The following is a 23017-nucleotide window of genomic DNA, read 5'->3' on the forward strand; positions in this document are numbered from 1 at the left end:
CTTTTCCGGGGAAGCGGCCTACTGTTCGAAGCCGAGCGCGAATGCCGCGTCGAGATCGTGTTGCGAGTAGGCACGGAACGCAATGTGTGTAGTGGTGTGAACCACCGCGGGTACCTTTGACAGCTTGTCGGCAATGACGTCAGCCAGGTCCTCGTGCCGGGCGACGCGGGCAACGGCGATGAGGTCCCATTCGCCTGTTACGGAATAGACCTCGCTGATGCCTGGGATAGCGGAGATTTCCTCGGCGGTTTCCGGGATGCGCGCGGCGTCGGTCTTGATCAGAACGAATGCGGTGATCACTGTTCAATCCTTCCGGATCTGTTGGCCGTAGCTGTGCCCGGCAAGACTCTGTGGTGCTGCCAGCCTATTACATGGGCGGTGTTCATTAGGCGTGGCCCGGACGCGTGGCCAGCAGCGCTTTCACGTCTTTCTAAGCCTGCGTACCAGCGCAAGAAGTGCCCGGTAGCCCACCAGGAACAGCGCCAGGCTCAAGAGCGCAACAATCACGAAGGCCACTACCACGCTCTGTCCCGTCACCGCCCTCAGGATCATGCCGCCGGCGACGGCGCCAAGCCAGATTACGGCGCCGGTTGCCATGGACAGCGGACGCCGCCACGCCCGCCCCACAACCCAGGCGATAGCGGCCCCAGCCAGGAACGGCCACGCGGTGAGGAACACGCCGGTGACGATGTCGCCGCGCTGGTGGGCGTCCCTGCCGATCGCCGCGAAAACGAGGATGAGGACGGCGTCGGACAGTGCCGCGGCGGTGATCGCGCGCCTGCCGCCGGTTACGGATTGCTGCTGGGTCCAGGTCATGGCTTCGAGCCTAGCGCCGTGGCATCGGCGACGCCGAACGGAACACTGTGGGGCTGGTCGTGTTGCTTGCCCGGCTAGGGGGGATTATGGAAGATGGGTGGACAACAGCGGCGCTCATCAAGCGGGAGGCACAGTGCGCCTGATCCAGGTGGCCCAGCAGGCACATGACCTCCGGCGGGCCGCAGAGTTCTATTCACAACTGCTCGGAGCACAGCCATCGGCAGTCTACGACCCGCCAGGGCTGCTGTTTTTCGATCTCGACGGCGTCCGGCTCCTGCTGGAGCGCGGGGCGCCGTCGTCGGTCCTCTATTTGGAGGTCGAGGACGTCCGGAGCAGCATCAGCGTCCTGCAGGTCAAAGGAGTGGAAGTGGTGGCGCTGCCGCATGTGATCTTTCACCATGGCGACGCCACCCTGGGTCCGGCAGGAACCGATGAGTGGATGGCCTTCATCCGTGACTCGGAAGGCAATACGGTGGGGCTGGTCAGCCGGCATCCTCCGGCCGTTGTGCCGGATGCGGCCCCGGACTAGTCTCTAGCCGGAAGGGAGCACCCATGCAAAAGATTTCCACTTGCCTGTGGTTTGAGAACCAGGCCGAGGAGGCCGCCGAGTTCTATGTGTCAGTCTTCGGCGATTCCAGGATTCTGGACGTCTCGCGGTTCGGCGAGGGTGGTCGGGGCTTGAGGACCAATGCTCGGGAAAGTCACGCTATGCCGATCCCGCGTGGTAACGATGGGTGCCTCGGTTCGTTGAGCCTGTATGGCTAAACATAAATATCTGACTGCGGCCGAGGAGGCCTCGTACGGGCGATTCGAGGCGCAGACGTCGACCACCGTCTAAGACGGGGAGGGAGGACCTGAATTTGGGCTGGGCGTAGGGTGGGATTTAGACGATAGGAGCACTTCATGAAGAAAATCCTCATGGTACTGACCAGCGTTTCCGAGATCGGCGATACGGGTGAGAAGACCGGCTACAACGTGGCCGAAGCTGCACATCCCGAAGGTCTTCAAGGATTCCGGGCATTTCGTCGACTTTGCGTCCATCCAGGGCGGCCAGCCCCCGCGCGACGGGGTGGACTCAGAAGATCCCATCCAGGTTGCCTTCACGGAGGACGAGACCACGCGCGCCGGTCTCTACAACACTGCCCGCGTCGACGTCGTTGATCCCGACCAGTACGACGGAGTCTTCCTCGTGGGCGGCCACGGCGCCATGTGGGACTTCCCGGACAGCGAAGGCTTGCAGCATCTGGTGGCCAGCGTCTACAACGCCGGCGGCTTGGTGGGCGCGGTCTGCCACGGACCGGCCGGCCTGCTGAACGTAGAACTGGCCAACGGGCTTCGCCTCGTCGAGGGCCGGAAGGTGGCCGCCTTCAGCAACGACGAGGAGGTTGCCGCAGGGAAGGACAAGGTCATCCCGTTCTTTTTGGCAGACCGACTTGAGGAACAGGGCGCGACCCACGTCTCCGCTGATGTCTTTGAGGTGAAGGTCGTGGTTGACGACCGGCTGGTGACCGGCCAGAACCCGGCTTCAGCCGCCGGCGTGGCCAAGGAGATGGAGAAGCTCTTCGCAGAGGTCATCCACCAGGAAAAAGCCGAGGAGCAGCACGAGACGGAGGCTCTGCGCGCCGAGAAGGACGCCGAGAAAAACGCCAAGAAGAAGGCTGCCGCAGAAGCGGAGCACTAACACCAACAGCGCACTGAAACTGGCGGCCACCCCGACAACGGGGTGGCCGCCAGTCGGCGTACGTGCGCCGGCAACCACACTGTCCAACGCATCGCCGACCTGGCCGGCCTTGCCGGAACGGGGCAAACTGTCATATTCACCGAGGCGGCGCGCCAGCACGCACCGGCTCCTATCGGTCGCACCGGTTCCTCCCTCCGGTGCCGGGTTCGCCTGGACGGCGCCCTCACGGATACCGGCGTTCAATCGTGTCCGTCTGGCGTGAACTCATCCCTGGCGATAACGTCGTGCTGTTAAGCCCAGGCGAGGGAGAATCCCGGATCTCCGGCACCGTCGACGCCATTTCGCTGGACGGTTCCCTCATCTGGTTCCTGCAGGACGACTGCGTGGGCCGCAGGATGTTTCGCCCGCAGAACCGGATACAAGACACTCCTGGATGCCCTGATCCTCCCCGCGAAGACGCAGACTGATCAGCCCGACCCGGCCATGCCGCATGCCGCATATTCTACGTCGGTGCTACTTCCGCTTTTCTTTCACCGCCTCGCCTTGGTTCCGCATTTGTCGGCATCCTCCCATTGCTGATCCGCGTCCTGTCGGGAGTTAGGGTCCTGCTCTTTCCTAGTCCTTGTTCGCCGGAGTACTGTGGCGGTTATCATGGCCGGTTTGGCTGTGGCGACGAGGGTGGTCGCAGCGCTGGGTGCGCTAAAGGAGTAAGTCCTGCCCCCGCCATTTCGTTATGAATGGCAGGAGAATGTCCATGTTTGAACAACGCTTCATTTTTGACGCTATGTCCCGGAGTGCTGAGAACGCGGTGGACCGTCGTCGCTTTTTCCGCGCGGCCGGGCTGAGCGGGCTCACGGCCGGTGCGGCGTTTGTCGCTGCAGGCGCGGCAGCGTCACCTGCAGCTGCGGAGGAGAGCGGGGCGCCCAGTGACGCGGCGATCCTGAACTTTGCCCTGAACCTCGAATACCTCGAGGCCGAGTTCTATATCCGCGCCGTCACCGGCATCGGTCTGCCGGATAACATGACCACCGGAACAGGCAAGCGGGGCCCGGTGATCGGCGGCCGGGCAGTGTCCTTTAAGACGCCCCTGATCAGGAAGTATGCCGAGGAGATCGCCGGTGACGAAAAAACCCATGTCGCCTTCCTGCGCAGTGCCCTGGGAAGCGCTGCGGTGTCCAGGCCGCGGATCAGTCTTGACGACAGCTTCACCGCAGCGGCCCGCGCCGCCGGGCTGATCGGTCCACACGACAAGTTCGATGTCTACGCCAACGAGGTCAACTTCCTCTTCGGCGCGTTTATCTTCGAAGACGTCGGCGTCACAGCGTACAAGGGCGCGGCGCCGCTGATCAGCAACAAGACCTATCTGGAAGCAGCCGCGGGGCTTCTGGCCGTGGAGGCCTACCACGCCGGTATTATCCGCACGACCCTTTACGCTTTGGGGGTCCAGACGCCGTCGATTTACACCACTGTGCAGAAGATTTCGGACGCCCGTGACAGCCTGGCCGGAACGACGGATCTGGATCAGGGCATCGGCACCGCCGCTGTGGCCAACCTCGTTCCCACAGATGCCAACGGGCTGGCCTTCAGCCGCACAGCCGCGCAGGTCCTGAACATCGTCTACCTGGATTCCGAGCAGGTCACCTCCGGCGGGTTCTTCCCGGCCGGCGTTAACGGCACCATCAACACCAGCGGCGACAACGACGTGGACTGAGAGGCTAGTTCCTCAACGCCTCCTCAGGGTTGTAGGCAGTGCCTAACTGTCCCGGACCAATCCAAACCCGGGCAGTCAAGCACTGAATCCTCAACGAGGGGGTTGCTTGTGAAAAAGCGAAATATCCGACGTTAGCGCGAATATTTTCCGGAGAAATCAGCGGTGGGCCGTGGCGACCGGGCCGGTTGGTAGCCAAGAAGCGCTGCCCTTCGCGGATTTGGTGTATCGCGAAGTGAGATGCCCGTCGCGATGGTGCGTACGCGGCAACCGTTAAATGGCGAGCCCTTGTATTCCTTGGGCCGAGTGTGACTGTTAACTTGATTTGGCGGTTAAATCGCAGCTTGAAAGGGCGGTTTTGTCATTCCGTTTGCGGAGCCTGAGCTGACGCCTTCTCGATTCGTGTCAGCTGTATGCGGCTGCGAGCGCGGCAAGGAAACTCGCAGAATGTCGAGGGTAAGCGTCAAATGGATCGGTATAGGGAATGACCCGATGTCAGCGCCTGAGCACGCCGTGGCGGGAGCATTCTGCGCTCCAGCCCGTGGGCGTGACCTGTACCTTCATCCGCCTGCGGCAGGAGGTGCAATAGCGCGGCGGTTCCAGCGACAACCGCTCGACGCACCGCTGGTGAACGTCCGACGGCGGGAGGCCGCCGTCGTCCGCCCCGCCGCAATGCCCGCAAAACTGCGCCGGATCGGTCGTTGAGCCGGGGGAGCGGTTGGTGAACGAAGGCGCGGCGGTTGGGCCTGCCGAAACCCGGTTCATAGTGTCTTCTGGAATTCCTTGATGGGCATGTTCAGCTCGACCAGCAGGTTCAGATCCGTGTCGGCGGGTCGGCCGAGTGCCGTCAGGTAGTTTCCAACGATGACGGCGTTGATGCCACCCTGGAGGCCTTCCCTGGTGCCGAGGTCGCCGAGGGTCAGTTCGCGGCCGCCGGCGTAGCGCAGCACGGTCCGGGGCATGGCCAGCCGGAATGCCGCAATGGCGCGCAAGGCGTCCTTCCCGTCCATGACGCCCTGGTCTTGGAGGGGCGTCCCCGGCCTGGGATTCAGGAAGTTGAGCGGGACCTCATGCGGTTCGAGCGCTGCAAGCTGGGCGGCCAGCTCTGCCCTCTGCTCCAACGATTCGCCCATGCCGATCAGGGCGCCGCAGCACAGTTCCATGCCGGCGGCCTTGACCATGTGGCAGGTCTCGAGCCGTTCGTCATAGCTGTGCGTTGTGACCACCTCGGGGAAGAAGCTGCGGGCCGTTTCAAGGTTGTGGTTGTAACGGTGGACGCCCCAGCCGGCGAGCTGGTCCACCTGGCCCTGGGTGAGCATGCCCAGGGAGCAGGCGATGTTGATGTCCACTTCTTCGTTGATGCGGTCAATCGCGAACTTGATCTGGTTCATGAGTTTGATGTCGGGGCCGCGGACGGCGGCGACGATGCAGAACTCGGTAGCTCCGGTTGCTGCTGTTTCCTTCGCGGCTTTGACCAGCTCCGGGATGTCGAGCCAGATGCCGCGGACAGGGGAGTCGAACAGGCCGGATTGGCTACAGAAATGGCGGTCCTCGGGGCAGCCGCCGGTTTTGATGGAGATGATGCCTTCCACCTCGACATCCGCGCCGCAGTGCCTGAGGCGCACTTCGTGGGCGAGCTGCAGCGCTGCGGGTACCGCCTCGTCCGGGAGCTGCAATATCTCCAGGAGTTGATTTTCCCGGAGTCCGCGTCCGTGATCGAGCACCTGTTCCCGGGCGGCGTCGAGGATTGCGTAGTCCGTCCTGACGCTAGTGACCGGTTTGAGGCGGGGTTTTGTGGGGGGTGGACAACAAGTTCATCCATGCGTTGGATGGCCGCCCGGGGTTGTGTTTGTCCATGGGGGAAGGGTCCAAATACAAACTACCGGCACGCCTACTTATCAAGAATGTGCATATTCGGTCTGAAACCATACCGCGACCGTAGGTGTCCGCCCATCGCTCCTCGTCCAGGGGCTCCCTGCGACAGAATGGACACGCATGCCTTCATGCCTGAGGGGCTAATGTCCTCGATAAGGACGGAGAAGCGCTAGTCCTGGGCGGCTCCGCACCCTGACCCGGAAACAATCCAGCCTCCGGAAATAGTGCGGCTTACACCGACGACCCAGTCACCACTCCGGAGGGTCCGCTCGTCGGTGGATTTCCATCCATCGCGGGGAGAGCCGGAAGGCTTGAATGTCGAATTGGACTTGGACCATGCCACGGCAGCTGCCTCAGGCGTGGCCTCGCCGGGGACACTTGTGTCGACATCTGCGACAAACGGGCCATGGCACGGCGTGGCGCTCCGGCCTGTCGCTGTAACGGCCGCTGGTGGTCCAGTCGCACACGAGGATAACGCAAGCAGCAAGACGGCTGCTGCTTAGCTGACCGAACCTTTTCTCCCATGACCGCATCCTACTGGTGCCAGCATGCGCACTGAAGTGCTGGCGGAATGAAGGGCGGTGCGCTTTCGGCACCGCAGCGAAGCGACAGTACGTGTCCTGTCTCAATTAACTTGAACCATCAGGGCCTGAATTTACGCGGTTGGGTCAACTGTAGTGAGACAGAATGACTGCCCTTGTCTCACTACAGTTGACCCAAATCGCAGAATCCTGCCTGGGTTATGCTCCAAGCCACAGTTGGCGACCTTCGACATTGTCTGCGCCCGCGTGCCCGTCGCCGCAAAGTGTCCCGTAAGGGGAACGGTCTATGGGACACCCTGGAGAGCTTGCTGGAGATGATTTGGTAGCTCAAGGGTGAGGTGCTAAACGATAAGCTCGCCATATTGAAATGGATTATTGACGGCAATGGGGAGGCACTCCAGTGATCACTTATCACGCTTCGTCCCGGGCGATTGCATCCCTGGCTTCGAGAATCAAGTGCCATGACCGTCATCTTTGAACTCGATCCGGAGTTCGTACTCGCTGAACAAATCCCCTTTGTAGCGGGGGACCTGCGATATGGATTGGAACGCTTCTTCATCAAAGAGCGGGCCGTCATCGACATTGCGGTCGGCGAGGTCCGTCGAGGGACTTCCGACATCCTGCTTCACGATCTTGCGACGCTACTACGCGATGAAGTCGAACGGCTCCCCGAGATTTTCAGTGACCTTGAGAATCCCGGACGATCCACGCGAGTCCTCGCGGAAATGGCTCTACCTGCAACTCAAGGCGGCCTACCTCCAGCGCGGGCAACTAAACGATCCCCTAAGGGTTGTCGAACAGATCTACGCAGACTTCGATCACCCACCGGCGATTTCTCGACTCCTCCGATATATGCCCTCTTCTGCGCCGGGTGACGAAGTCGGCGAGGGGGGACTAATGCGGCGATGGGCGCGCTTCCTCTATGACGAGCACCGCGCACTTACGAAACCAAAATGATCCGCACCGAACCACGTAGGACCAACCAGAAGAATCTGCACCCAGGCGTTGTCCCGATTCCTTTGGGATTAGAACGGGTCAGGCTGCCACCATGACGGGCCCCGTTTGCGGAACCTCCAGCGGGACACTCACCAATTGGAAGGTGCCGACGCAGGCAAAACGCGTGGGGCAACGAAATAACGTTGGGCCCCAACGCGTTCGACCGCTGAGAAGCTCTGTTTGTAGACCTTACTTGGAGTTTGGCTGGTACGCAGGGAAGTAGCGGAGAATGTGGTCCGTTGGCATGCCGTTGCTTATCATCTGTTCCAGGCTCACAGCCGAACGGACCTCATCGTCGCTGAGCAGCCTGCTGTTCCAAGGACCGATGGTCTGATAGCAGTAGTCGTTGGGGTCGTTCATTTTTGCCGCGTCGTAGCATTCGGGATGACTTGTGTCCGCCCTACTCAAAGGCGCCCCCGCCTGCTCCGTCTTCGCTTGAATACCCGCGAACGCACCCCCCACAAGGACCACGGCTGCGCCCATCATGCCTAGTACCAGCTTCATATTCTCCCCCTTTGTGCGACGCGACAGCAGCATGCTGCCCCGGTATAGCGACTCGTAATACCTTGCGATCACGGATGAACAGACTGCCCCAAAGATCAGAGATGACGGCGAGATGCCCATCCCCGGGCTGTCCCGCAGATCAGCTCTCCACTGCTCCTCTCGAACGGCCCGGAGGTGCCGAGGCGTCAGCGCCACGCATATGGCCAGGAGGATTTCAATTGATCTCACGCCCCGCACCACTGGCCATCGCTCATGGCCGGCGACGGCCGCGACGCAGGGGGCGAAACCTTTGCCAGTTGCACCTTGACGTACTCGTTCGCCAACGGACGGGCCTCCGCCACCAAGCGGTAGTAGCGCCTGCGGGGTCCCCTGCGCTCCTCCGTAGAATCCCATTCCCCCTGGACCCAGCCTGCCGCCTCAAGCCGATCGAGAATCGGATAGACAGTCCCAGGCTTCTTGCCGACGTCTTTAACGATCTGGAGTCCCCATACGCTTTCGGCCGCCAGCAGGGCTTCAAGGACCAGCGCTGTGGCCGGCGTAACGCGTCCGAGGTTCTCCATGAAGTAAATCTAGCTATATAGATTTAGATGTCAAGTGCAATCATCTCTTTCGCCCCTTTGGGAAACGCTGAACGGGACGGTGCCTGAATAAGTTCTCGAAGTTTTTCTGAACTTATGTAACCTTTTTGATGTTCCCGGACAATACAGGGCATGGGGAACGTTGAATCTGGCGATGGTGACTTGTGGTTGCGCAGCCTCCAGGGCGAGGGTGACGCTTTCGCGGTGTTGTTCGATCGGCATCGTGACCGCGTTTTCCGCCATGCGTACCGGTTGTGCGCTGACCGCCATGATGCCGAGGACATCATGGCGACAGCGTTCCTTGAGCTCTGGCGGAAACGGCTGACGGTGCGGCTGGTGGAGAACTCGGTTCTTCCCTGGCTACTCGTGACCACGACCAATGTGGCCCGCAACCGCGGACGGGCAGCGTCCCGCTACCGCAACCTCCTCAAAAATCTCCCTCGCGCAGGGCATGCAGCCGACGAGGATGAGGCATCGCCTTTCTCCCAGGATGCCCTGGACAAGGATGTGTCCCGGGCCCTTGGCATCCTGAATGCGACTGACCTGCAACTGGTGAGCTTGGTGGTGTTTGAGGAGTACAGCCTTGCTGCCGCTGCAGCGGTCCTCAACCTCACGCCTGGCGCTGCCAAGACCAGGATGCATCGTGCGCGGCAGCGTATGAAAGCTGCGATACGTGGGGACACCGTAACGGCCCCGTCCCGGGTACTGGAAGGAGAGCGGTCATGAATCAGGTCCGAGTCGATGATCAGTTCAGCAATGCCCTGCGAGCCGAGCTGGTAACGCGAGTGCAAAAGGCGTCACCTGCCCGTAAACGCAAGCGCGTCCGGTTGTGGCTCGGGGCTGGTGCCCTGGCGGGTGCCGGAATCTTGGGTGGCGTTGGTGCGGCCGCTGCCGGATTATTCGTAACCCCCGGCGGCCAGCAGGTCACGCCGTTGTCCTCGCCCGTTGCCGGAACATATGAGGGAACAGCAACGATCGAGCTCGGTGAGCCGCCCGAGGGCACTACAGGTATTGAGATCGAACTCACCTGCCTGACCCCTGGATTTCTCAAGATTGGCGAACGCGGGGCAGGTACCTCCTGCACCAGTGCCGATCTCGCCTCAGGCCCGCATACCACCTGGGGCATCAGCCCGTGGGTCCCGGGGGAAGATACCGTGACGATCACAACCGACGCGGAAACGCGCTGGCAGCTTACGGCTAAGTACGTGAACCAGGAAACAACGGATTGGGCTTTGAACCCCGACGGCAACTCCTATGGCATGCAAAACGAAAACGGGGTACCCGACATGATTTCCGTCGTTGCGACCAACGGAATCCGTGGCTACGTCTACCGGACCCAGCTTGAGGACGCCGACGGAACTGCAGCGATAAAGACCTTCAAAAGCCCCGCAGAAGCCCTCGCATGGCAGGAAGCGCGGCTCGGCAAGGACTTTGCCATTCCCGTTTACGATGTGACCGGCAAAACAGTCGTAGGTGAATTCGTTATCAGCTATGCGGCCGGGAACTCCGGGGTCGGCGGAGAACCGGCAGTGGAGTGCGTGGGAGTTCTGCCGACACTGGGTCCTGGTGAGACATACCCTTGCCCCGGCTTGTCGCCAATAGAAACCGGATACCCCGCCATCCCCGTCCCTCCCAACTGACCTGGCCATCGTCAAGGTGCCAGAGTTACGCGATAGAGAGTCTGTCCCGAGGCTAGTCGATTCCACGGGCGCCTGGGATCCCGCCTTTGGTGGATGCCCAGCCACTTATCTATCTCAAAGGAGGTCAACAGAAATGAACAAGCTGAGAGTGTCTTTCATGGTTGCGGCCGTGCTGCTAGTTGCCGGGGTGTCTTCTTGCGCATCCGACGCACCCAAGCTCGCCGATCATGCGTCAAATCAGCAGGTGAAACAGGCTGAAACAGCCAGTTCCAATGATTCCTACGCCACTATCCCAAGTGACGAAATTCAGCACGCCGTAACCGAGGTTGAGTTTATTTGGGACGCGAAGGACCCGTACTACGGATACAACAGGGCTCCCGTCGTAGCCCGCGTGCACATCGACTCCATCGACGGCGGACGGGCTTTCAGCCCAATCTCTGATCAATACGTATTCCCGCAGACCATCGGGAAGATGACGGTCCGCGAAGTCTACAAGGGTGACATAAAGCCTGGTGACCAGCTGAACTATTCACGGCTCGGTGGAACCGTCACCTTCGATGAGTACTGGAACAGCCTCAATCAGCAGCAGAGAGATAAGAGGCTCCATCTGAATAACGGCCAGAGGCCGACTGCGAAGAAGTACATCCAAAAGAAGGTCCTCGACGATGTCGACATCGAGGTCGGCAAAGAATACGTCGTCTTCCTCTCGCCGCAGTCCTCCAAAGACGGAAAACTCCACGAATATTTCATGGACGGGTTTCAGTTCGGGCTCAGAGAGGCGAAAGGCTCCGGCGCTGAGACGAGCGTTCTAAACAATGAGACCAAAGAGTGGGAGAGTCTCGGCAGTCTTGTAAAGCTACCTTAGCCTCGGTCTTTCATGACGGCGGCTACCTGCAACTAAGACAGCCTCTTTCCGCTGCTCTTTGCACGGCCGGCATGGGCGTCAGCCGTCCCACTGCGGTATGTCATAGAGGAACCCTTATCGCGACATTGAATAGCCTTCTGGCTGACTCGGAGGGCTTTCACCAGATTCGTCCTGGCACGTAGGCTCAACCCATGCCTAACCACCGAGCTGATCCTAACGATCCCGGTGGGGACCTAGCTCGATACATCATCCACGCAGTCAACCTCTACTGGGCTGAGGACGTGCAAATACTCGGCGTATGGCAGGACGGATCGGATGCCGCAGGCGTCGTATACCGCCGAACTATCGACCCCATGATGACCCTCGGTTGCAGGTTAGAGTTTCACGCAGACTCAGCAGACGGCACCATTGAGGGCTTCGCCCGTGACGTGGCTGTGAACCTCGCCGAGCCGATTGGTACTGCCAGGAGTCGGCAAGATCAGCACGGCATCGTTTGGGTGGCCGTCCCCGAGGGCCGACCCACGCCTATGCCGCCGGCCGAGGTCGTAGGAATGCTCGGCAGTGGGTAAAGCGATTGCTTCGCCTTCACTGGGCCACCCCAACCGCTGACCGATTACAGACTTGGATCAAACCGTCACTGGGCTGCCTGGTCCTGGGCCGAACCTTGACCGTACGAAATGCCGCCATCCCAGATAGTCGCGGAAGCAAAGCTGCTGACGATTAGCGTTTGGGCGGCTCGTCGGCTTTCAAGGCAAGGCCAAGGGAGGCGCAGACGGCTTCATCACCGGGGATTACCGCTGCGCGGCCGTCGCTCAGAACACATACCGTCAGTGGATTCGGGATCGGGTAGGAGAAGCTCCGGTCATAGAGGCTGGGATGCGCCATGCCGTTCGGGCTCTTGGGATCCAACGCGTGCTGAGCCCACAGGTCTCGACAGAGAGCCAACGCGTCCTCGATAGGAATCGGGTTGCGTTGAGTTGATGGTTCACCGACCCTGGTGCCTTCCCCCAAGACAGCTGTGGTCCCGGGAAACTCGTTGCCGTTGAGCTCGGCACGTGCGAAGCAAGCAATTGAACTCTTATCCGTGACTGGCATTTGCAGCACTACGGCAGCTCCGGATACTGCCAAGGCGACCGCGACGCCCGACAGCAGAATCTTCTTACCCTTGGTGTCTTGGAAGCGACGGTTTTCCGGGGTTCCGTCCCGGGCAACGTTGGCGAGGAGCTGTTCGATGGCTTTGCTGCGTTCCTCATTGAAGTGCTGTGGACGGGTGGTGTCATTCATGGTGTGCCCTCTTCAGAGGTCAGTGGAGTTGCCGGCAACAGGCCAGCTTGTGGATTGAGCAGCTGCGACAGCTTGTGTTTGGCGCGCGAGAGCCGGGACTTCACGGTGCCCGGCGGGATGTTCAGCAACTGGCTCACGTCGGCGGTACTCATCTCCTCCAGAACGCAGAGGGCGATAATCTCCTGGTCTTTTCGGCCAAGTGAGCGGTAGGCCCGGTGCAGGAGTTGGGACCGCCGGTCCTGGTCAACAGCGTCGGCTACATAGTCCCCGTGATCCGGTGCCATCTCTGGCTGCGGCAGTTTCCGGATGAGCTGCTCATACCGAAAAGTGGACCTTATGCGGTTCCTGGCAACGTTGGTGGTGGTGACCAGCAGCCAGCCGATTAGCGAATCGTTGACGAGGCGGACCTTTGATCTGCAGCGCCAGGCTTCGAGGAACACCATGGCAGTAACGTCTTCAGCCTCATGGGGCGTTCTGACCAGGCGCAGGCTGTGGCCGAAGACCCTGTCCCGGTGGAGAACGAAGAGTGAAGCGAACGCGGAACCGTCACCTTCCAGGACGCGCAACCACAGTTCGCTGTCCGTATGTGCCTTCCCTTGGTTCCCCATACCCATAAGTGTCCGGCAACCCCGTTCCGGTTCCATCCATGGGGAATAAGAGAACTTCCTATAGAGGTCTCAGACCGTCTCGTGAGGGGTCCATTCAGGAACCCCCACTGGGTCGAATTTTCTTGTCTTCAAAAATCTTCGGGCGGCACGGCATCTGTTTCGCGGATGAGGTAGGCGTCCAGGTCTGGATCCGCGAGAATCTTGCCGGCAGTGGCGAGATCACAACCGATAATGAGGCTTCGAGCATAAATATCTTGGCCGATGCACCAGTGCAAATCATCCGGCCACCAGTACATGGGAACACGCCCACTGGCGGTAATCGGAATGACGGAAGTGCCCTCTTCATCGATCATCCTTCCCGAATACAAAACCATTTCTCGGCCCATTGGGGAGAACTCGATCGCCGATTCACCGTCTTCCCCGGAGTAACCTTCCCAGCTTGCGAAGTTGTAGCGCCTCGAGTCAACGTCAAGCACGCGTATCAACGCTTCGGCAACAGTGGGGTGCGGGTTACCCATCTCGGGTTGCGCGTTGTTACCAGGCACGGCGTCGGAGTGGGCCGCCAATTCGTCCCATTGCATCCACGGACTCGTTTCCCGGCCGCCATTTTCTACGATGTCCGACCACCTGACCACGGAGCCGATTTCAATCTCGACGGGATTGAGTATGCGTACGTACCGCTGGTAGCCCGGCGGTACGAGCGAAGAGACTCGATGACCAACGCGATCGAGTGACGCAGCAATTCGTGCGGCGAGCTGCCGATCCGATTCATGGCGCAGAGAAAACATATAGAGCCTTTCTTTGACGTCACACTACATTTTGGTCCCGCAACTTAAGCGGTGGGGCCCAGTTCGTCCCGTTCACCCTGGTCCGGGTGGCATCCCGAAAGAGGGTCGTTCAGCGGCGCAAGCGCCACTCAATGGTTTCAGATTTCGATCGCCGTGTTTCCGCGGCTGGCCGTGGGCAATAGGACCGGCCCGAGAAAATGCCCGGGCCATATATGGGACAGGATTTGGAGCCGGTTCAGGCTCATTTCGTGATGGGCGTCAATCGTTGGGGTTTGCGCGGGAGAATCGTGTCGGATCCGCGGAATCCGGGTGGCCAGTTGGTTTCCATCCAGTGTCGCAGGGGGTCGAAGGCTCCCTGTGGTTGCCATCCGTCGGTGATTTCGTGGCTGACCCGTTCGAGGAAAACGTCGGGACGGGACGAGCGGGCGTACGCCAACCAATAGGGTGAGCGATGACTGCGGTGAGTGTGACGATGGAAGGGTAGAGGGCCGCGGCGAGTAGGGCTTTGCTGTTCGCTTGCCGGGGGTGTTCGCCTGCCAGGGTGTCGTAGATGTCCATGGCGGCGGTGAAGTGTTGGAATTGGTCGTACCAGCTCCAGTTGATGACGCTGGCGATGTGGAAGGCCCTGCGGACCTGTGAGTGTCCGTGCCGGGTGATGAGGTTTTTGTGGTGGTGCCAGGCGGTGGTGATTTCCGGGCAGGCGTGGACGGTGAATTGGTCGGTGAACCCGGCGATACCCTCACCGATCCAGAGACTGTGGTCGGGGCAGATGACGCGTTCGTGGGTGGTGTAGATCTCTATGTAGGGGCCGGCGTCTCGGGTTAGGGTGCAGCGATGGCAGGCGGGACTGTGGGTTGTGCGGATTGGTCTGCCGACGAGTTTTTGTCGGAATGCTGGCTCCGAACGGTGTTTGCCCAGTTGTGGCATTGCCAGCACGAGGGTATCCGGCTGGGTCTCCATCCAGACTGAGAGACTGTAGACCCATGGCCGTCGGGCCCGCTTCAACACCTTCATCAGCTCGCCGTGGTGGAGTGCATTCGCGGTGTTGATGCGCCGGATGTACGAGCGTGTTGTCTCGTCCTCGTAGGGGCGCACCGGCATGGGCAGGGGGCGGGTCAGTCCCTGGGACGGCTGGTGTGGCGTCATTGGATGGAATGGTTCGTGGCCGGTGGCCGGGGAGCGATGGATTCCGCGGCATGGTCGAGGTTGATGTCATCCAGCAGGTCGCGGTCAATTTTCTCGGTGCCGTTGAGGATGGCCATGATGGCTGCTTCGCGGATGAGGTGGGAGAGGCTGCTGATGCTTCCGCCGGTGCGGTGGTGCAGGTATTGGGCCTGGGCGGTGAGGGTGTTCGGGGCGTGGTCATGGAGGCGCAGGCCGTTTTCGAGGGTGGCGACGAGGGCGTCCCATTCCTTGGTGAGCGGGAAGGGGCCGGTGGTCATCATCACGGACCGGGCGGAGATTTGCCGGCCCCGCAGTCCGGTGAATAGTCCGGAGTTTTCGACGTTGATACCCGCGTAGACGAAGGTGGCGGGCATGTGCTCGGTGAAGTATTTGAGGTGGTCTGACATGTCTTCGCCGGCGCTGGTGGCCAGGTTCAGGTTGTGGATCTCATCGACGATGACGAGGTCTGTTCTGGCGTTCGTGAGGACTTGGCAGACGGCGTCGGCGATGTCGGTGACGTTCTGTCTGGGGCGTTGGGGCAGGCCGAGGAAGTTGGCGAATTCGCTGGCCAGTTTCCGTGGGGAGCCCTTCGGTGGGGTGGTGATGTAGACGACGGGGATCCGGTTTTGGTTGGGGTACTTGCGCTTGATGAGGAGTTCGTGGGTTTTGCCCAGGAGCTTGATCGCCGTGGTCTTCCCGGAGGCCCAGGGGCCGGAAACGACCAGGCCGCGGCGGGCGCTGATCTCGCGCTGGTTGAGCATCATCAACAGCCGGCCCTGGTTGGTGATGGAGCGGACCGTTGAGGTTTCCACGATGACGAGCTCGGAGTGGTAACTGATGCGCTGCTCGTCGTGGTGTTCACGTGTGGAAGCTCCCATCGCCGTTAGCGCTGCGGAATCGGGCATGTCGATCCTCGGCGCGACGGACGTGACGAAGCTCCGCCAGCCCTGCAAGGTGGTGGTCGGGGCCCTGCTGTTGCTGGGGAGTTCGGCCGTCACCACCATGTCTCGGCCTCCTTGTGGGGGTCATAGATCTTCAGCGGGATGATCTTGGCCAGCTTCGGCGCATCCTCTTCTTGTTCCGCGGATGGTTCACCTGCTGCATCGGGCTTCGGGGCCGGCGCCTGTTCCGGCTGCTGCCGATCCAGGTGTGGGCGTGGCCGTTCCGTCGCCCGGGAAGGAAACGGAACAATGCCGTGCTCGGATTCGAGTTGCTCACGGACCTGGCGCATCAGCCGGTCCATGGTGCCGGTGGATTGGTGGGTGTTGTGTTCCAACACCTTCACGACGGCGTCAACAACGCGCTGGTCGGTCTGGCCGGCCACCGTGTCGCGGCGGATGAGCCGCTGATCAACCAGTCCCAGCAGGCCCTGCTGCTCGTAGGCGCGCCGCAGGCGCTGGAGCTTGCTGAGACTGAAGTGTTCTCCCAGTTCGTCCAGTTCCGCCAGCTTGGCCAGGTCCCGCTGCCGGGCAGACGTCAGCCGGGGGTTGTAGATTCGGTTGGCCACATGGTTTGGTTCGGCGTCGCAGGGGACGCCGTCCAGGACCTCGGTGATGTGTCCTTCCAGCCACCGAGCCCTGTTTTGGACCTCTTGGGGCAGCGATTCGAACAACATGGATGGTCCGGTGATCCTGCGCCGTAACGGTGATGGGTCCAGGATTTTGAAGCTGGCATCGGCGAAAAGGGACCCGAGTTTGATGGCCACCGGGGACTCGCCGCCGACGGCGAGGATGGCGACGTCGCCGTCGAGGCCGGTGAGCCGATACGTGAGCCCGTGGAACTCAACGTCGCCTCCGAGCCTGAGCAGGCCGCGTCCGCCCGTCATGGTGTCACCTGCAACGACACGAGGGTGTCTTTGCCCAAGGGCCGGTCGTGCAGATCCGTACAGATTTTGTGTCTCCACAGCAGATGGAACAGGGTCGGCACGGTGGTGACAGGGTCACCCGCTGCGGCCGTGAGGTCGCGTAGCGTTGCCGGGCCGTTCGAGAGGATGTCTGTCAAAAGCGTGGCCACAGGTTCCCGGGAACACCGTGGATGCCGGTAGCCGGCCAGCCAGCGCAGATTCGCCAGATAGACGGAAGGTAGTGCCCCGAGTCGTTGATAGCTCCAGCCGACTCCTGTGCAAAGGCCCTCGGTTGCCTGGAAAACGTCCTGGTCTGCTGGCTTCACCCGGGTGTCCGGGCGGACGTCGAGCACAACAGCGGACCCGTCGCCACGGCGGACGAAATAGTCCGGGACGTGCGAATGCTGGGGGAGCGGTGCAGGCAAGGCGATGCGGAAGGGCTGGGATGAGATACCGATGACGTCCGGGTCAAAGTCCAGGGACATCAGGTGATCACGTTCGCACCAGGATTCGAACCCGACATGGCGCCCGTTCGTCCCGCACCACCACAGGCCGGCGAAGTTGCGTTGGCCCTTGAATGCTGCCGGCGAACGGATGGGCCGGACAAGCTCAAACGGAACCATCCAGCAATCCGCCAGATATGCGGTTGTTGGGGCGCTGTTGAATTGCCCCCTGAATGTCAGGGTGCCTGCTGGATCGTGCTGCCCGGCAAGAGTGTCGGACGCCGCCGTCGAGCGTCCCATAGCCCAGATTCTAACCATCCCAGCGACCAGGATACTTCACCTAAAGTGAGACACGCCGGGCCAATGCTCCAACTAACCTGAGACCGGCCAGCCGGATGCGTCACCTAAGGTGAGACGTGTCACGCCAATGGTTCACCTAACTTGAGACGAACCGGGCTAATGCTCCATCTATCTTGAGATTGCGTCACTTTAGGTGAGACAGGACAGTACGATGCGAGGGGCGATCCTGAATCAGATGCAGTAATTACGACATAAGCGGGAACGAAACTTATCGCTCTGAGTCCTATTCCGGTTCGGGCGGTTGGTGTCGAGGAACGTGTTCTGATCGGCTTCAGCGGGGCAGGGCGCCTTTCCCTGCATAGCCGGCCATGGGGACGCCGGCGTCGGCGCCGTGTTTGTGGATGATTTGGTAGCTGTAGCCGAGTGCGTTTGCGACCAGGGTTGGCGGCAGTTCCTGGACGAGGCTGCGCAGGGCGGTGTTCCGGGCTCCGCCGAGGTCGATCCCAAGGGCGCGGAGTTGGCCCATCATGGCGTCGGCGTGGATGTGCTGGCCGGGCATGGTGCCGGGGAAGAGCCATCGGCTGGCGCCGTTGCCGGTCTGTTGGTTGGGCCGGTCGTGAAGGTAGTCCCAGAACATAGGAGCGATCTGCGCAGGAACCAGGACGGGGACGTTTCCCAGGCTCAGGTGCAGCCCTTCGGGCAGGGGCTGCAGGTCCAGGCATTTCAAGGCGGCGATCTTGCCGACCGGCTGGCCAAAGAGCAGCAGGATCAGCCCAGCGACCCGGAATCCCACGGGTGATGCCGTCGATTCAATGCAATGCCGGATCAGGGCGAGGCGTTGCTGTTGGGTGATGAGCGGCTTGGTGGCGGCGTAACGGTGCGGCATGTCGAGCCGGGCGACCTCCTTGTTCTTGATGAGCCAGACGATGAAGGTGCGGATGGCGTATCGGGTCGAGGGCCCCTCGCTCAGGTATTGGTTCAGGTGCGCCTGCTTCAGGCCGTGGATGGTGAGTCCGTGCTCTGCCAGAAGCCAGCCGAGGAACTTCCCGGACTCGGTGATTTCTTGTTTCGCGGAGCGGACTGCCGTGTTCAGCGACTTTCCTGGGCTGGCCAGTTGGCGGAGGCGTTTGAGGTGGTGCCAGCGGGCGAACCGTTCGATCGGAGCCTGGATAGGGGGCGTTGCGGCGAGGTCCTGGATGCGGGTGGCCAGCCATCGTTCGAAGGCGGCGAGTTGGCGGTCCCGGTCCGGGAGCATGCCGTGATGGACGAGCATTTCCCGGAGGTATTCCACGGACCGTGACCCTGGAAGAGCGTCAAAAGACTCGTGAGTGAGCGCGATGCTGCGGGTGCCAAGCCTGATGAGGAGTTCCTTGGTGTTGGCCCCGCGCATCCAGGTGTAGACGCTCTCGGGCCTGCCCGCGCCGGCGAGCACTCCGATCAGGCGTTTGAGGCTTAGATCCGGGGGAGTATGGGGGTGGAGCAGGGCGTCCAGGTCGGCCCTGAGGACGCAGCGGATGCAGTGGCCGGCGCGGAATCGTTCGGTTTCGGCGCCGCAGCCCTCGCAGGTCATGTTGGTGGTGATGCCGGCGCAGTCCCGGCAGATGTCGTACCCATCGGAGTTTTTGCCCGGGAGCAGCCTGTCCTGCCCGCAGTTGGGGCATGATCCGCGGGTGCGCAGTGCGGTGGTGAAGCAGATCCCGCAGACGGGCCCGTCGGGCCAGGTCACGCGGATTTTCGCTGCCATGCGTCCGCAGCGGGCGCACCGGTGTCCGCCTGCGGACCGGGGCCGGCCGCGGTTCCCGGGCTTAGTCGTCGTCAAGGATCCGGGCCCTGACGGGTTTGTAGGCGTCGGCGAACCGGACGACGTTTTCCCCGGAGGCGGCGGCCTGTTTCTGGCGTTTGGACCTGGCGTCGGCAGCGGTGAAGGTGAACAGTTCGTTTGCCTCGACGCCGAAGATGTCGCAGAGGGCGGCCAGAAGTTGGAAGGAGATCCGTTCGGGGTTCTGGCTGACCATGCGGTAGATCTGTGACTCGGAAAGGGTGATCCCGCGTTCGCGCAGCGGTCCGACGAGCTCGCGGGTGTTGCGCATCCCGTGCCGTGCCATGAGTTCCCGGGCCCGCCACCGGTATTCGATGTCTCGTTTCATTGTCTTTCCTCCTTCGGCCTGACGGCCCTGTCAATCATGCCCTCGAGCACGCGGTTGAGCTCGCTGGTCTGGTAATCGCTGGAGACCGCCGTGTAAAGGGAAGTGGTCGAGGCGTGTTCGTGTCCGACCTGGCGCTGGACGAAGGTGTGGTCGAAGCCGAAATGCTCGAAGAGGTGGGTGACGTAGGACCGGCGCAGGGAATGGATGTCCAGGCCCGGCGGATAGCCGAGTTCATCGATGTAGTCCCGGAAACGGCGGTGCAGGTTGGACTTGGGAACCGGCAGCCCGTTGGCCGTGGGGAAGACTTCCGACACTGCAGGGGCCAGCCACGGCAGTCCGGTCCGGATCCAGGTCTCCAGGACAGCGGGGGACCAGTCGAAGACCGTCAGCACCGAGCGTCTCTTCGGCGGGGAGCCGCGCTGTGCCTTGCCGTATCTGACCTGCAGGACACCGAACTCGCCGAACTGCGGGGCCCTGCGGTTCCGGGAAAAGTCCACGGTCTGCAGGTGCGTGACCTCGTTGGCCCGCAGACCCCAGGCATAGGCGGCTTTGAACACGGTGGCGTCCCTGTAGGCGGCGACGGCGCCCTTGCGTCCGGAGGCCAGGACCCGTTCGACCTCGAGGTCGGCCAGGTCGAAGAATCCCTGCAGCTCGGCCCGGGTGAAGGGCCGCTTGGTGGGAGCCTGTTCGTTGTTCTGGGCATGCCGTGCCCGGTTGAATTCGGTGATGATCTGCGCGGGGGAGCGGCCGAACCCCTGGGTGCAGATCCGGTCCCACTCATAGGCAGGGTCGGTCAGGAAGTCGCAGAACACCTTCAGATGGGTCTGGTAGGCGCGGATGGTGGCGAACGCCAGATTCAGGATCGATCGCTCATGGGCGAAAAACTCATCGGCGTCACCGACGGTCCAGTCCCACGGAAAATGCCCGGTATGATCCACAAACCGGCGGACCAGGCTTTCACGTCCACGGATCGTGCCGGCCGTGAAGTTCCGTGCCAGCTGCTGCTGTTTCCAGCCCGTGAGCATGTCTTCAAACACGGCATCCGCGGACAACGCTCCTTGACGCATCGGAAGCCTGATCAGCCGACCCTCCAAGGGGTCCATCACGCCTCCGATGCGTCTGCAAATAATGCTCTCAGAGTGCATAAAATGCGAACCCGTGTCAAGGAAACCCCGGAAATTCGCGAATTATCTACCTGCGCGGCACCTCAAACCGGTCGATCTTTCCACGGGCCGGCATGATGCTCGGCGCGGCTTCGAATGGGCCGAGATCCCTGTAACGGCGCGGCTTCAGCGCGAAATTACCCGAAGCCGGGGAAGGGCGTATCACCGGGTCCTAATCTGCAAATTCTGCAATCGGATTACTTCTACTTGACATAATGTAGATTATCGGCGTTATCTGAGAGGGGAAGTGGCCTACGTTAAGTCGACGTCAAGCGGTCGCATCCGGGCGTCCGCCCGACGTTGCCGCAGGTCAGGACCAGAGTGTCTCACGGACGCCCAAACCCTGATTCAAGCCGCATGGAGACGACACGCCAGTGATTGGCCTGTTCCGCGCCGCGCAAGGTGACATTTAGGTCACCGGTCGGCGCACGCGCCGAAAAGACCGCCCAAAATACATGTGGCGACGGCAACGATCCTTAGGGCGGCCCGTGCCACCAGGGCGTTAACGCAAACGGCACCAACTCCACCATCTGGATCGACATGTGGATCGGCGGCCAGAGCATGAGCGCCGACGGTGCCGACGACTGCGCCAGCAAGGTTACCAACGTCCACACCGCCGTCTTCAACCCGGCAAGCAACTATGTAGTGGCACCGGGCGCAGGTGTCAACCATGACGGCAAGTGCGTTGCCGGCTATGGCAGCACGCTCGTGAAGCAGTAGATAACAAGGGATTGGCCCCGCATCCAACTAGAGGCTTCAGCGGGGGCTGGCGAGAATTCGCCGGCCCCCCGCTTTTGTGTCCGGAACACCTGCGGCGGCACAAAAACCGGCTGCCCCGGCCAACCCAGGCATTGTCTAATCCCGCGTGCTCGCCAAGAATGAACCAATGACGGTCTACCTGCGTTCACTTGAAACTGCTGTTCCGCCGACTGTACTGGTCCAGGCCGAAGCCCGTGATGTTTTTGCAGCCCAGCCGGGCCTGACCAGGTTGGGCTCGCGGCTGGTGAACACGTGCTTCGATTCCGCCGCCATCGATACGCGCCATACCGCCGTCGAAGAAATGACCATGGCGTTCCGCTCGGACGATCCGCAGTTCTTTGATCCCGCCACGGGCCTGCTCCTGAACCCCACCACCAAGGTGCGCAACGAGATCTTCGCCCGGGAGGTCACCAAACTTTTCATCGAATCCGCCCGAGCTGCCGTGGATGCCTGCCCGGATCTCTCCTTACTTGACATAACCCACGTCATTACCGTCTCCTGCACAGGGTTCTTCAACCCCGGTCCTGACTATAAGATCGTCCGCGCGTTGGGGTTGGACCCGGCCGTCCAGCGATATCACCTGGGATTCATGGGCTGCTATGCCGCCTTTCCGGCACTGCGGGCCGCCAAGTCCTTCTGCGAAGCAGACCCGCAGGCCGTTGTCCTGGTGGTCTGTGCCGAGCTGTGCTCGCTGCACGTGCGGACCTCGAACGATCCGGACACCATCATGGGTTCGGCCCTGTTCGCCGATGGGGCGGCGGCAGCCATCATTACGGCCCGGAACGATCCGGACGCGCCTGCCTTGATGCAGCTGGACCACTTCGAAACCGTCCTCACACCGGTGGGCGAGGAATCCATGGCGTGGAACATCGGCGACCACGGCTTTGAGATGGTGCTCGGCAACTACGTCCCCCACATCATCGACGATCACATCATCGGCGCCCTTACACCGCTGCTGGCCCGGGATCCCTCGTTGCGTGGACTCCCCTACCGGGACATCCGCCATTGGGCCATCCATCCCGGCGGCCGGAGCATCCTGGACAAGGTCCAGACGCGCCTCGAACTCACGGACCAGCAGCTCGTTCCGGCACGGGATACGCTGCGGGACTACGGCAATATGAGCAGCGCCACTGTGCTGTTTGTCCTCAGGCACATCCTGGAGCAGCCACCGGTGGAGGGTGAGGAACGCATCTGCTCCATGGCGTTCGGCCCCGGACTCACGGTGGAAACCGGGCTCTTCACGAAACTCCGCCAGGCCGCCACCGGGAAACGGGCGGTGCAGCCTGAGGCGGCCTCGTCACTGGTCTGAACTG

At 61.6% G+C, this 23017-nt stretch carries 24 protein-coding genes and 2 pseudogenes; 10 read left to right on the forward strand and 16 right to left on the reverse strand.

Translation table 11 applies throughout. From position 1 onward, the window contains the following. Positions 1-18: 18 nt before the first annotated feature. Together ACQCSW_RS10700 and ACQCSW_RS10705 are read right to left on the reverse strand one after the other, a co-directional pair. Positions 19-300 (reverse strand): Lrp/AsnC family transcriptional regulator, encoded by a 282-nt coding sequence (locus ACQCSW_RS10700; protein WP_056340053.1) that lies wholly within the window; start codon positions 298-300, stop codon positions 19-21. Positions 301-420: 120 nt separating this feature from the next. Beyond that, positions 421-816 carry a DUF3054 domain-containing protein gene (locus tag ACQCSW_RS10705; RefSeq protein ID WP_426985744.1) on the reverse strand — a complete coding sequence of 132 codons (396 nt, stop codon included), beginning with the start codon at positions 814-816 and terminating at the stop codon, positions 421-423. A 133-nt stretch (positions 817-949) separates the two neighbouring features. Between ACQCSW_RS10705 and ACQCSW_RS10710 the strand changes: the two genes are divergently transcribed. The 4 genes and pseudogenes from ACQCSW_RS10710 to ACQCSW_RS10725 all read left to right on the forward strand — a co-directional run bounded on the left by ACQCSW_RS10710 (position 950) and on the right by ACQCSW_RS10725 (position 4208). Continuing rightward, positions 950-1345: a VOC family protein gene (locus ACQCSW_RS10710; RefSeq protein ID WP_426985746.1), complete on the forward strand. Its 396-nt coding sequence runs from the start codon at positions 950-952 to the stop codon at positions 1343-1345. A 23-nt stretch (positions 1346-1368) separates the two neighbouring features. Continuing rightward, positions 1369-1494, forward strand: a pseudogene (locus tag ACQCSW_RS10715) (VOC family protein); the annotation flags it as partial. A gap of 225 nt (positions 1495-1719) precedes the next feature. Next, positions 1720-2497 (forward strand): annotated as a pseudogene (locus ACQCSW_RS10720) (type 1 glutamine amidotransferase domain-containing protein). 754 nt (positions 2498-3251) lie between these two features. Continuing rightward, complete coding sequence (locus ACQCSW_RS10725; protein WP_426985748.1) at positions 3252-4208, forward strand: ferritin-like domain-containing protein; 957 nt, start codon at positions 3252-3254, stop codon at positions 4206-4208. A gap of 758 nt (positions 4209-4966) precedes the next feature. Here the strand turns inward: ACQCSW_RS10725 and bioB are convergent. Beyond that, the gene (gene bioB, locus ACQCSW_RS10730) at positions 4967-5953 is read right to left on the reverse strand and encodes a biotin synthase BioB (protein ID WP_426990670.1); all 987 of its coding nucleotides are present in this window, start codon (positions 5951-5953) and stop codon (positions 4967-4969) included. Positions 5954-7074: 1121 nt separating this feature from the next. Next, positions 7075-7251, reverse strand: coding sequence for a hypothetical protein (locus tag ACQCSW_RS10735; RefSeq protein ID WP_426985750.1), 177 nt, complete (start codon positions 7249-7251; stop codon positions 7075-7077). Between the two features lie 22 nt (positions 7252-7273). On the opposite strand from ACQCSW_RS10735, the gene ACQCSW_RS10740 reads away from it, so the two are divergent. Next, entirely contained in the window at positions 7274-7579 is a 306-nt protein-coding gene (locus tag ACQCSW_RS10740; protein ID WP_426990671.1) for a DUF2247 family protein, read from the forward strand. A gap of 228 nt (positions 7580-7807) precedes the next feature. Here ACQCSW_RS10740 and ACQCSW_RS10745 read toward each other — a convergent pair whose 3' ends face one another. After that, positions 7808-8350 carry a hypothetical protein gene (locus ACQCSW_RS10745; RefSeq protein ID WP_426985752.1) on the reverse strand — a complete coding sequence of 181 codons (543 nt, stop codon included), beginning with the start codon at positions 8348-8350 and terminating at the stop codon, positions 7808-7810. Next, entirely contained in the window at positions 8347-8682 is a 336-nt protein-coding gene (locus tag ACQCSW_RS10750; RefSeq protein WP_426985754.1) for a PadR family transcriptional regulator, read from the reverse strand. The genes ACQCSW_RS10745 and ACQCSW_RS10750 overlap by 4 nt, the downstream gene beginning before the upstream one ends. Positions 8683-8832: 150 nt before the next feature. Between ACQCSW_RS10750 and ACQCSW_RS10755 the strand changes: the two genes are divergently transcribed. From ACQCSW_RS10755 to ACQCSW_RS10765, 3 genes are all read left to right on the forward strand, one after another. Then, complete coding sequence (locus ACQCSW_RS10755; protein WP_426985756.1) at positions 8833-9426, forward strand: RNA polymerase sigma factor; 594 nt, start codon at positions 8833-8835, stop codon at positions 9424-9426. Then, positions 9423-10340: a peptidase M56 family protein gene (locus ACQCSW_RS10760; RefSeq protein ID WP_426985758.1), complete on the forward strand. Its 918-nt coding sequence runs from the start codon at positions 9423-9425 to the stop codon at positions 10338-10340. The genes ACQCSW_RS10755 and ACQCSW_RS10760 overlap by 4 nt, the downstream gene beginning before the upstream one ends. A gap of 133 nt (positions 10341-10473) precedes the next feature. Beyond that, positions 10474-11205, forward strand: a complete 732-nt coding sequence (locus ACQCSW_RS10765; protein WP_426985760.1) for a hypothetical protein — start codon at positions 10474-10476, stop codon at positions 11203-11205. 720 nt (positions 11206-11925) lie between these two features. Here ACQCSW_RS10765 and ACQCSW_RS10770 read toward each other — a convergent pair. The 10 genes from ACQCSW_RS10770 to ACQCSW_RS10815 form a co-directional block, all read right to left on the reverse strand. After that, positions 11926-12489, reverse strand: coding sequence for a hypothetical protein (locus ACQCSW_RS10770; protein WP_426985762.1), 564 nt, complete (start codon positions 12487-12489; stop codon positions 11926-11928). Next, entirely contained in the window at positions 12486-13097 is a 612-nt protein-coding gene (locus ACQCSW_RS10775) for an RNA polymerase sigma factor (RefSeq protein WP_426985764.1), read from the reverse strand. Before ACQCSW_RS10775 ends, ACQCSW_RS10770 begins: the two co-directional genes overlap by 4 nt. A 128-nt stretch (positions 13098-13225) precedes the next feature. Next, positions 13226-13885: a hypothetical protein gene (locus ACQCSW_RS10780; protein ID WP_426985766.1), complete on the reverse strand. Its 660-nt coding sequence runs from the start codon at positions 13883-13885 to the stop codon at positions 13226-13228. A gap of 258 nt (positions 13886-14143) precedes the next feature. Beyond that, entirely contained in the window at positions 14144-15031 is an 888-nt protein-coding gene (locus ACQCSW_RS10785) for a hypothetical protein (protein WP_426985768.1), read from the reverse strand. After that, positions 15028-16053, reverse strand: coding sequence for a TniB family NTP-binding protein (locus ACQCSW_RS10790; protein ID WP_426985770.1), 1026 nt, complete (start codon positions 16051-16053; stop codon positions 15028-15030). Before ACQCSW_RS10790 ends, ACQCSW_RS10785 begins: the two co-directional genes overlap by 4 nt. Continuing rightward, the gene (locus ACQCSW_RS10795; RefSeq protein ID WP_426985772.1) at positions 16044-16874 is read right to left on the reverse strand and encodes a hypothetical protein; all 831 of its coding nucleotides are present in this window, start codon (positions 16872-16874) and stop codon (positions 16044-16046) included. The genes ACQCSW_RS10790 and ACQCSW_RS10795 overlap by 10 nt, the downstream gene beginning before the upstream one ends. Next, complete coding sequence (locus tag ACQCSW_RS10800) at positions 16871-17635, reverse strand: TnsA-like heteromeric transposase endonuclease subunit (RefSeq protein ID WP_426985774.1); 765 nt, start codon at positions 17633-17635, stop codon at positions 16871-16873. Before ACQCSW_RS10800 ends, ACQCSW_RS10795 begins: the two co-directional genes overlap by 4 nt. A gap of 331 nt (positions 17636-17966) precedes the next feature. Then, positions 17967-19379 carry a site-specific recombinase gene (locus ACQCSW_RS10805; protein WP_426985776.1) on the reverse strand — a complete coding sequence of 471 codons (1413 nt, stop codon included), beginning with the start codon at positions 19377-19379 and terminating at the stop codon, positions 17967-17969. A gap of 61 nt (positions 19380-19440) precedes the next feature. Then, positions 19441-19782 carry a helix-turn-helix domain-containing protein gene (locus ACQCSW_RS10810; protein WP_426985778.1) on the reverse strand — a complete coding sequence of 114 codons (342 nt, stop codon included), beginning with the start codon at positions 19780-19782 and terminating at the stop codon, positions 19441-19443. Next, complete coding sequence (locus ACQCSW_RS10815; protein WP_426985780.1) at positions 19779-20885, reverse strand: tyrosine-type recombinase/integrase; 1107 nt, start codon at positions 20883-20885, stop codon at positions 19779-19781. The genes ACQCSW_RS10810 and ACQCSW_RS10815 overlap by 4 nt, the downstream gene beginning before the upstream one ends. A gap of 621 nt (positions 20886-21506) precedes the next feature. Here ACQCSW_RS10815 and ACQCSW_RS10820 point away from each other — a divergent pair. Beyond that, on the forward strand, positions 21507-21665 hold the full coding sequence (locus tag ACQCSW_RS10820; RefSeq protein WP_426985782.1) for a hypothetical protein: 159 nt from the start codon (positions 21507-21509) through the stop codon (positions 21663-21665). A gap of 166 nt (positions 21666-21831) precedes the next feature. Then, complete coding sequence (locus ACQCSW_RS10825) at positions 21832-23013, forward strand: type III polyketide synthase (RefSeq protein WP_426985784.1); 1182 nt, start codon at positions 21832-21834, stop codon at positions 23011-23013. Positions 23014-23017 lie beyond the last annotated feature (4 nt).

This window comes from Pseudarthrobacter sp. Y6 (genome assembly GCF_050156205.1).
GTDB lineage: Bacteria > Actinomycetota > Actinomycetes > Actinomycetales > Micrococcaceae > Arthrobacter.

Bases quoted from the DNA above. Each gene is read 5' to 3' on its own strand.
- ACQCSW_RS10770 (WP_426985762.1), bottom strand. From the start codon at position 12,489: ATGAATGACACCACCCGTCCACAGCACTTCAATGAGGAACGCAGCAAA.
- ACQCSW_RS10795 (WP_426985772.1), bottom strand. From the start codon at position 16,874: ATGACGGGCGGACGCGGCCTGCTCAGGCTCGGAGGCGACGTTGAGTTC.
- ACQCSW_RS10790 (WP_426985770.1), bottom strand. From the start codon at position 16,053: ATGGTGGTGACGGCCGAACTCCCCAGCAACAGCAGGGCCCCGACCACC.
- ACQCSW_RS10810 (WP_426985778.1), bottom strand. From the start codon at position 19,782: ATGAAACGAGACATCGAATACCGGTGGCGGGCCCGGGAACTCATGGCA.
- ACQCSW_RS10825 (WP_426985784.1), top strand. From the start codon at position 21,832: ATGACGGTCTACCTGCGTTCACTTGAAACTGCTGTTCCGCCGACTGTA.
- ACQCSW_RS10765 (WP_426985760.1), top strand. From the start codon at position 10,474: ATGAACAAGCTGAGAGTGTCTTTCATGGTTGCGGCCGTGCTGCTAGTT.
- ACQCSW_RS10785 (WP_426985768.1), bottom strand. From the start codon at position 15,031: ATGACGCCACACCAGCCGTCCCAGGGACTGACCCGCCCCCTGCCCATG.
- ACQCSW_RS10780 (WP_426985766.1), bottom strand. From the start codon at position 13,885: ATGTTTTCTCTGCGCCATGAATCGGATCGGCAGCTCGCCGCACGAATT.
- ACQCSW_RS10775 (WP_426985764.1), bottom strand. From the start codon at position 13,097: ATGGGGAACCAAGGGAAGGCACATACGGACAGCGAACTGTGGTTGCGC.
- ACQCSW_RS10800 (WP_426985774.1), bottom strand. From the start codon at position 17,635: ATGGGACGCTCGACGGCGGCGTCCGACACTCTTGCCGGGCAGCACGAT.
- ACQCSW_RS10750 (WP_426985754.1), bottom strand. From the start codon at position 8,682: ATGGAGAACCTCGGACGCGTTACGCCGGCCACAGCGCTGGTCCTTGAA.
- ACQCSW_RS10740 (WP_426990671.1), top strand. From the start codon at position 7,274: ATGAAGTCGAACGGCTCCCCGAGATTTTCAGTGACCTTGAGAATCCCG.
- ACQCSW_RS10815 (WP_426985780.1), bottom strand. From the start codon at position 20,885: ATGGACCCCTTGGAGGGTCGGCTGATCAGGCTTCCGATGCGTCAAGGA.
- ACQCSW_RS10755 (WP_426985756.1), top strand. From the start codon at position 8,833: ATGGGGAACGTTGAATCTGGCGATGGTGACTTGTGGTTGCGCAGCCTC.
- ACQCSW_RS10820 (WP_426985782.1), top strand. From the start codon at position 21,507: ATGAGCGCCGACGGTGCCGACGACTGCGCCAGCAAGGTTACCAACGTC.
- ACQCSW_RS10705 (WP_426985744.1), bottom strand. From the start codon at position 816: ATGACCTGGACCCAGCAGCAATCCGTAACCGGCGGCAGGCGCGCGATC.
- ACQCSW_RS10805 (WP_426985776.1), bottom strand. From the start codon at position 19,379: ATGGCAGCGAAAATCCGCGTGACCTGGCCCGACGGGCCCGTCTGCGGG.
- ACQCSW_RS10725 (WP_426985748.1), top strand. From the start codon at position 3,252: ATGTTTGAACAACGCTTCATTTTTGACGCTATGTCCCGGAGTGCTGAG.
- ACQCSW_RS10760 (WP_426985758.1), top strand. From the start codon at position 9,423: ATGAATCAGGTCCGAGTCGATGATCAGTTCAGCAATGCCCTGCGAGCC.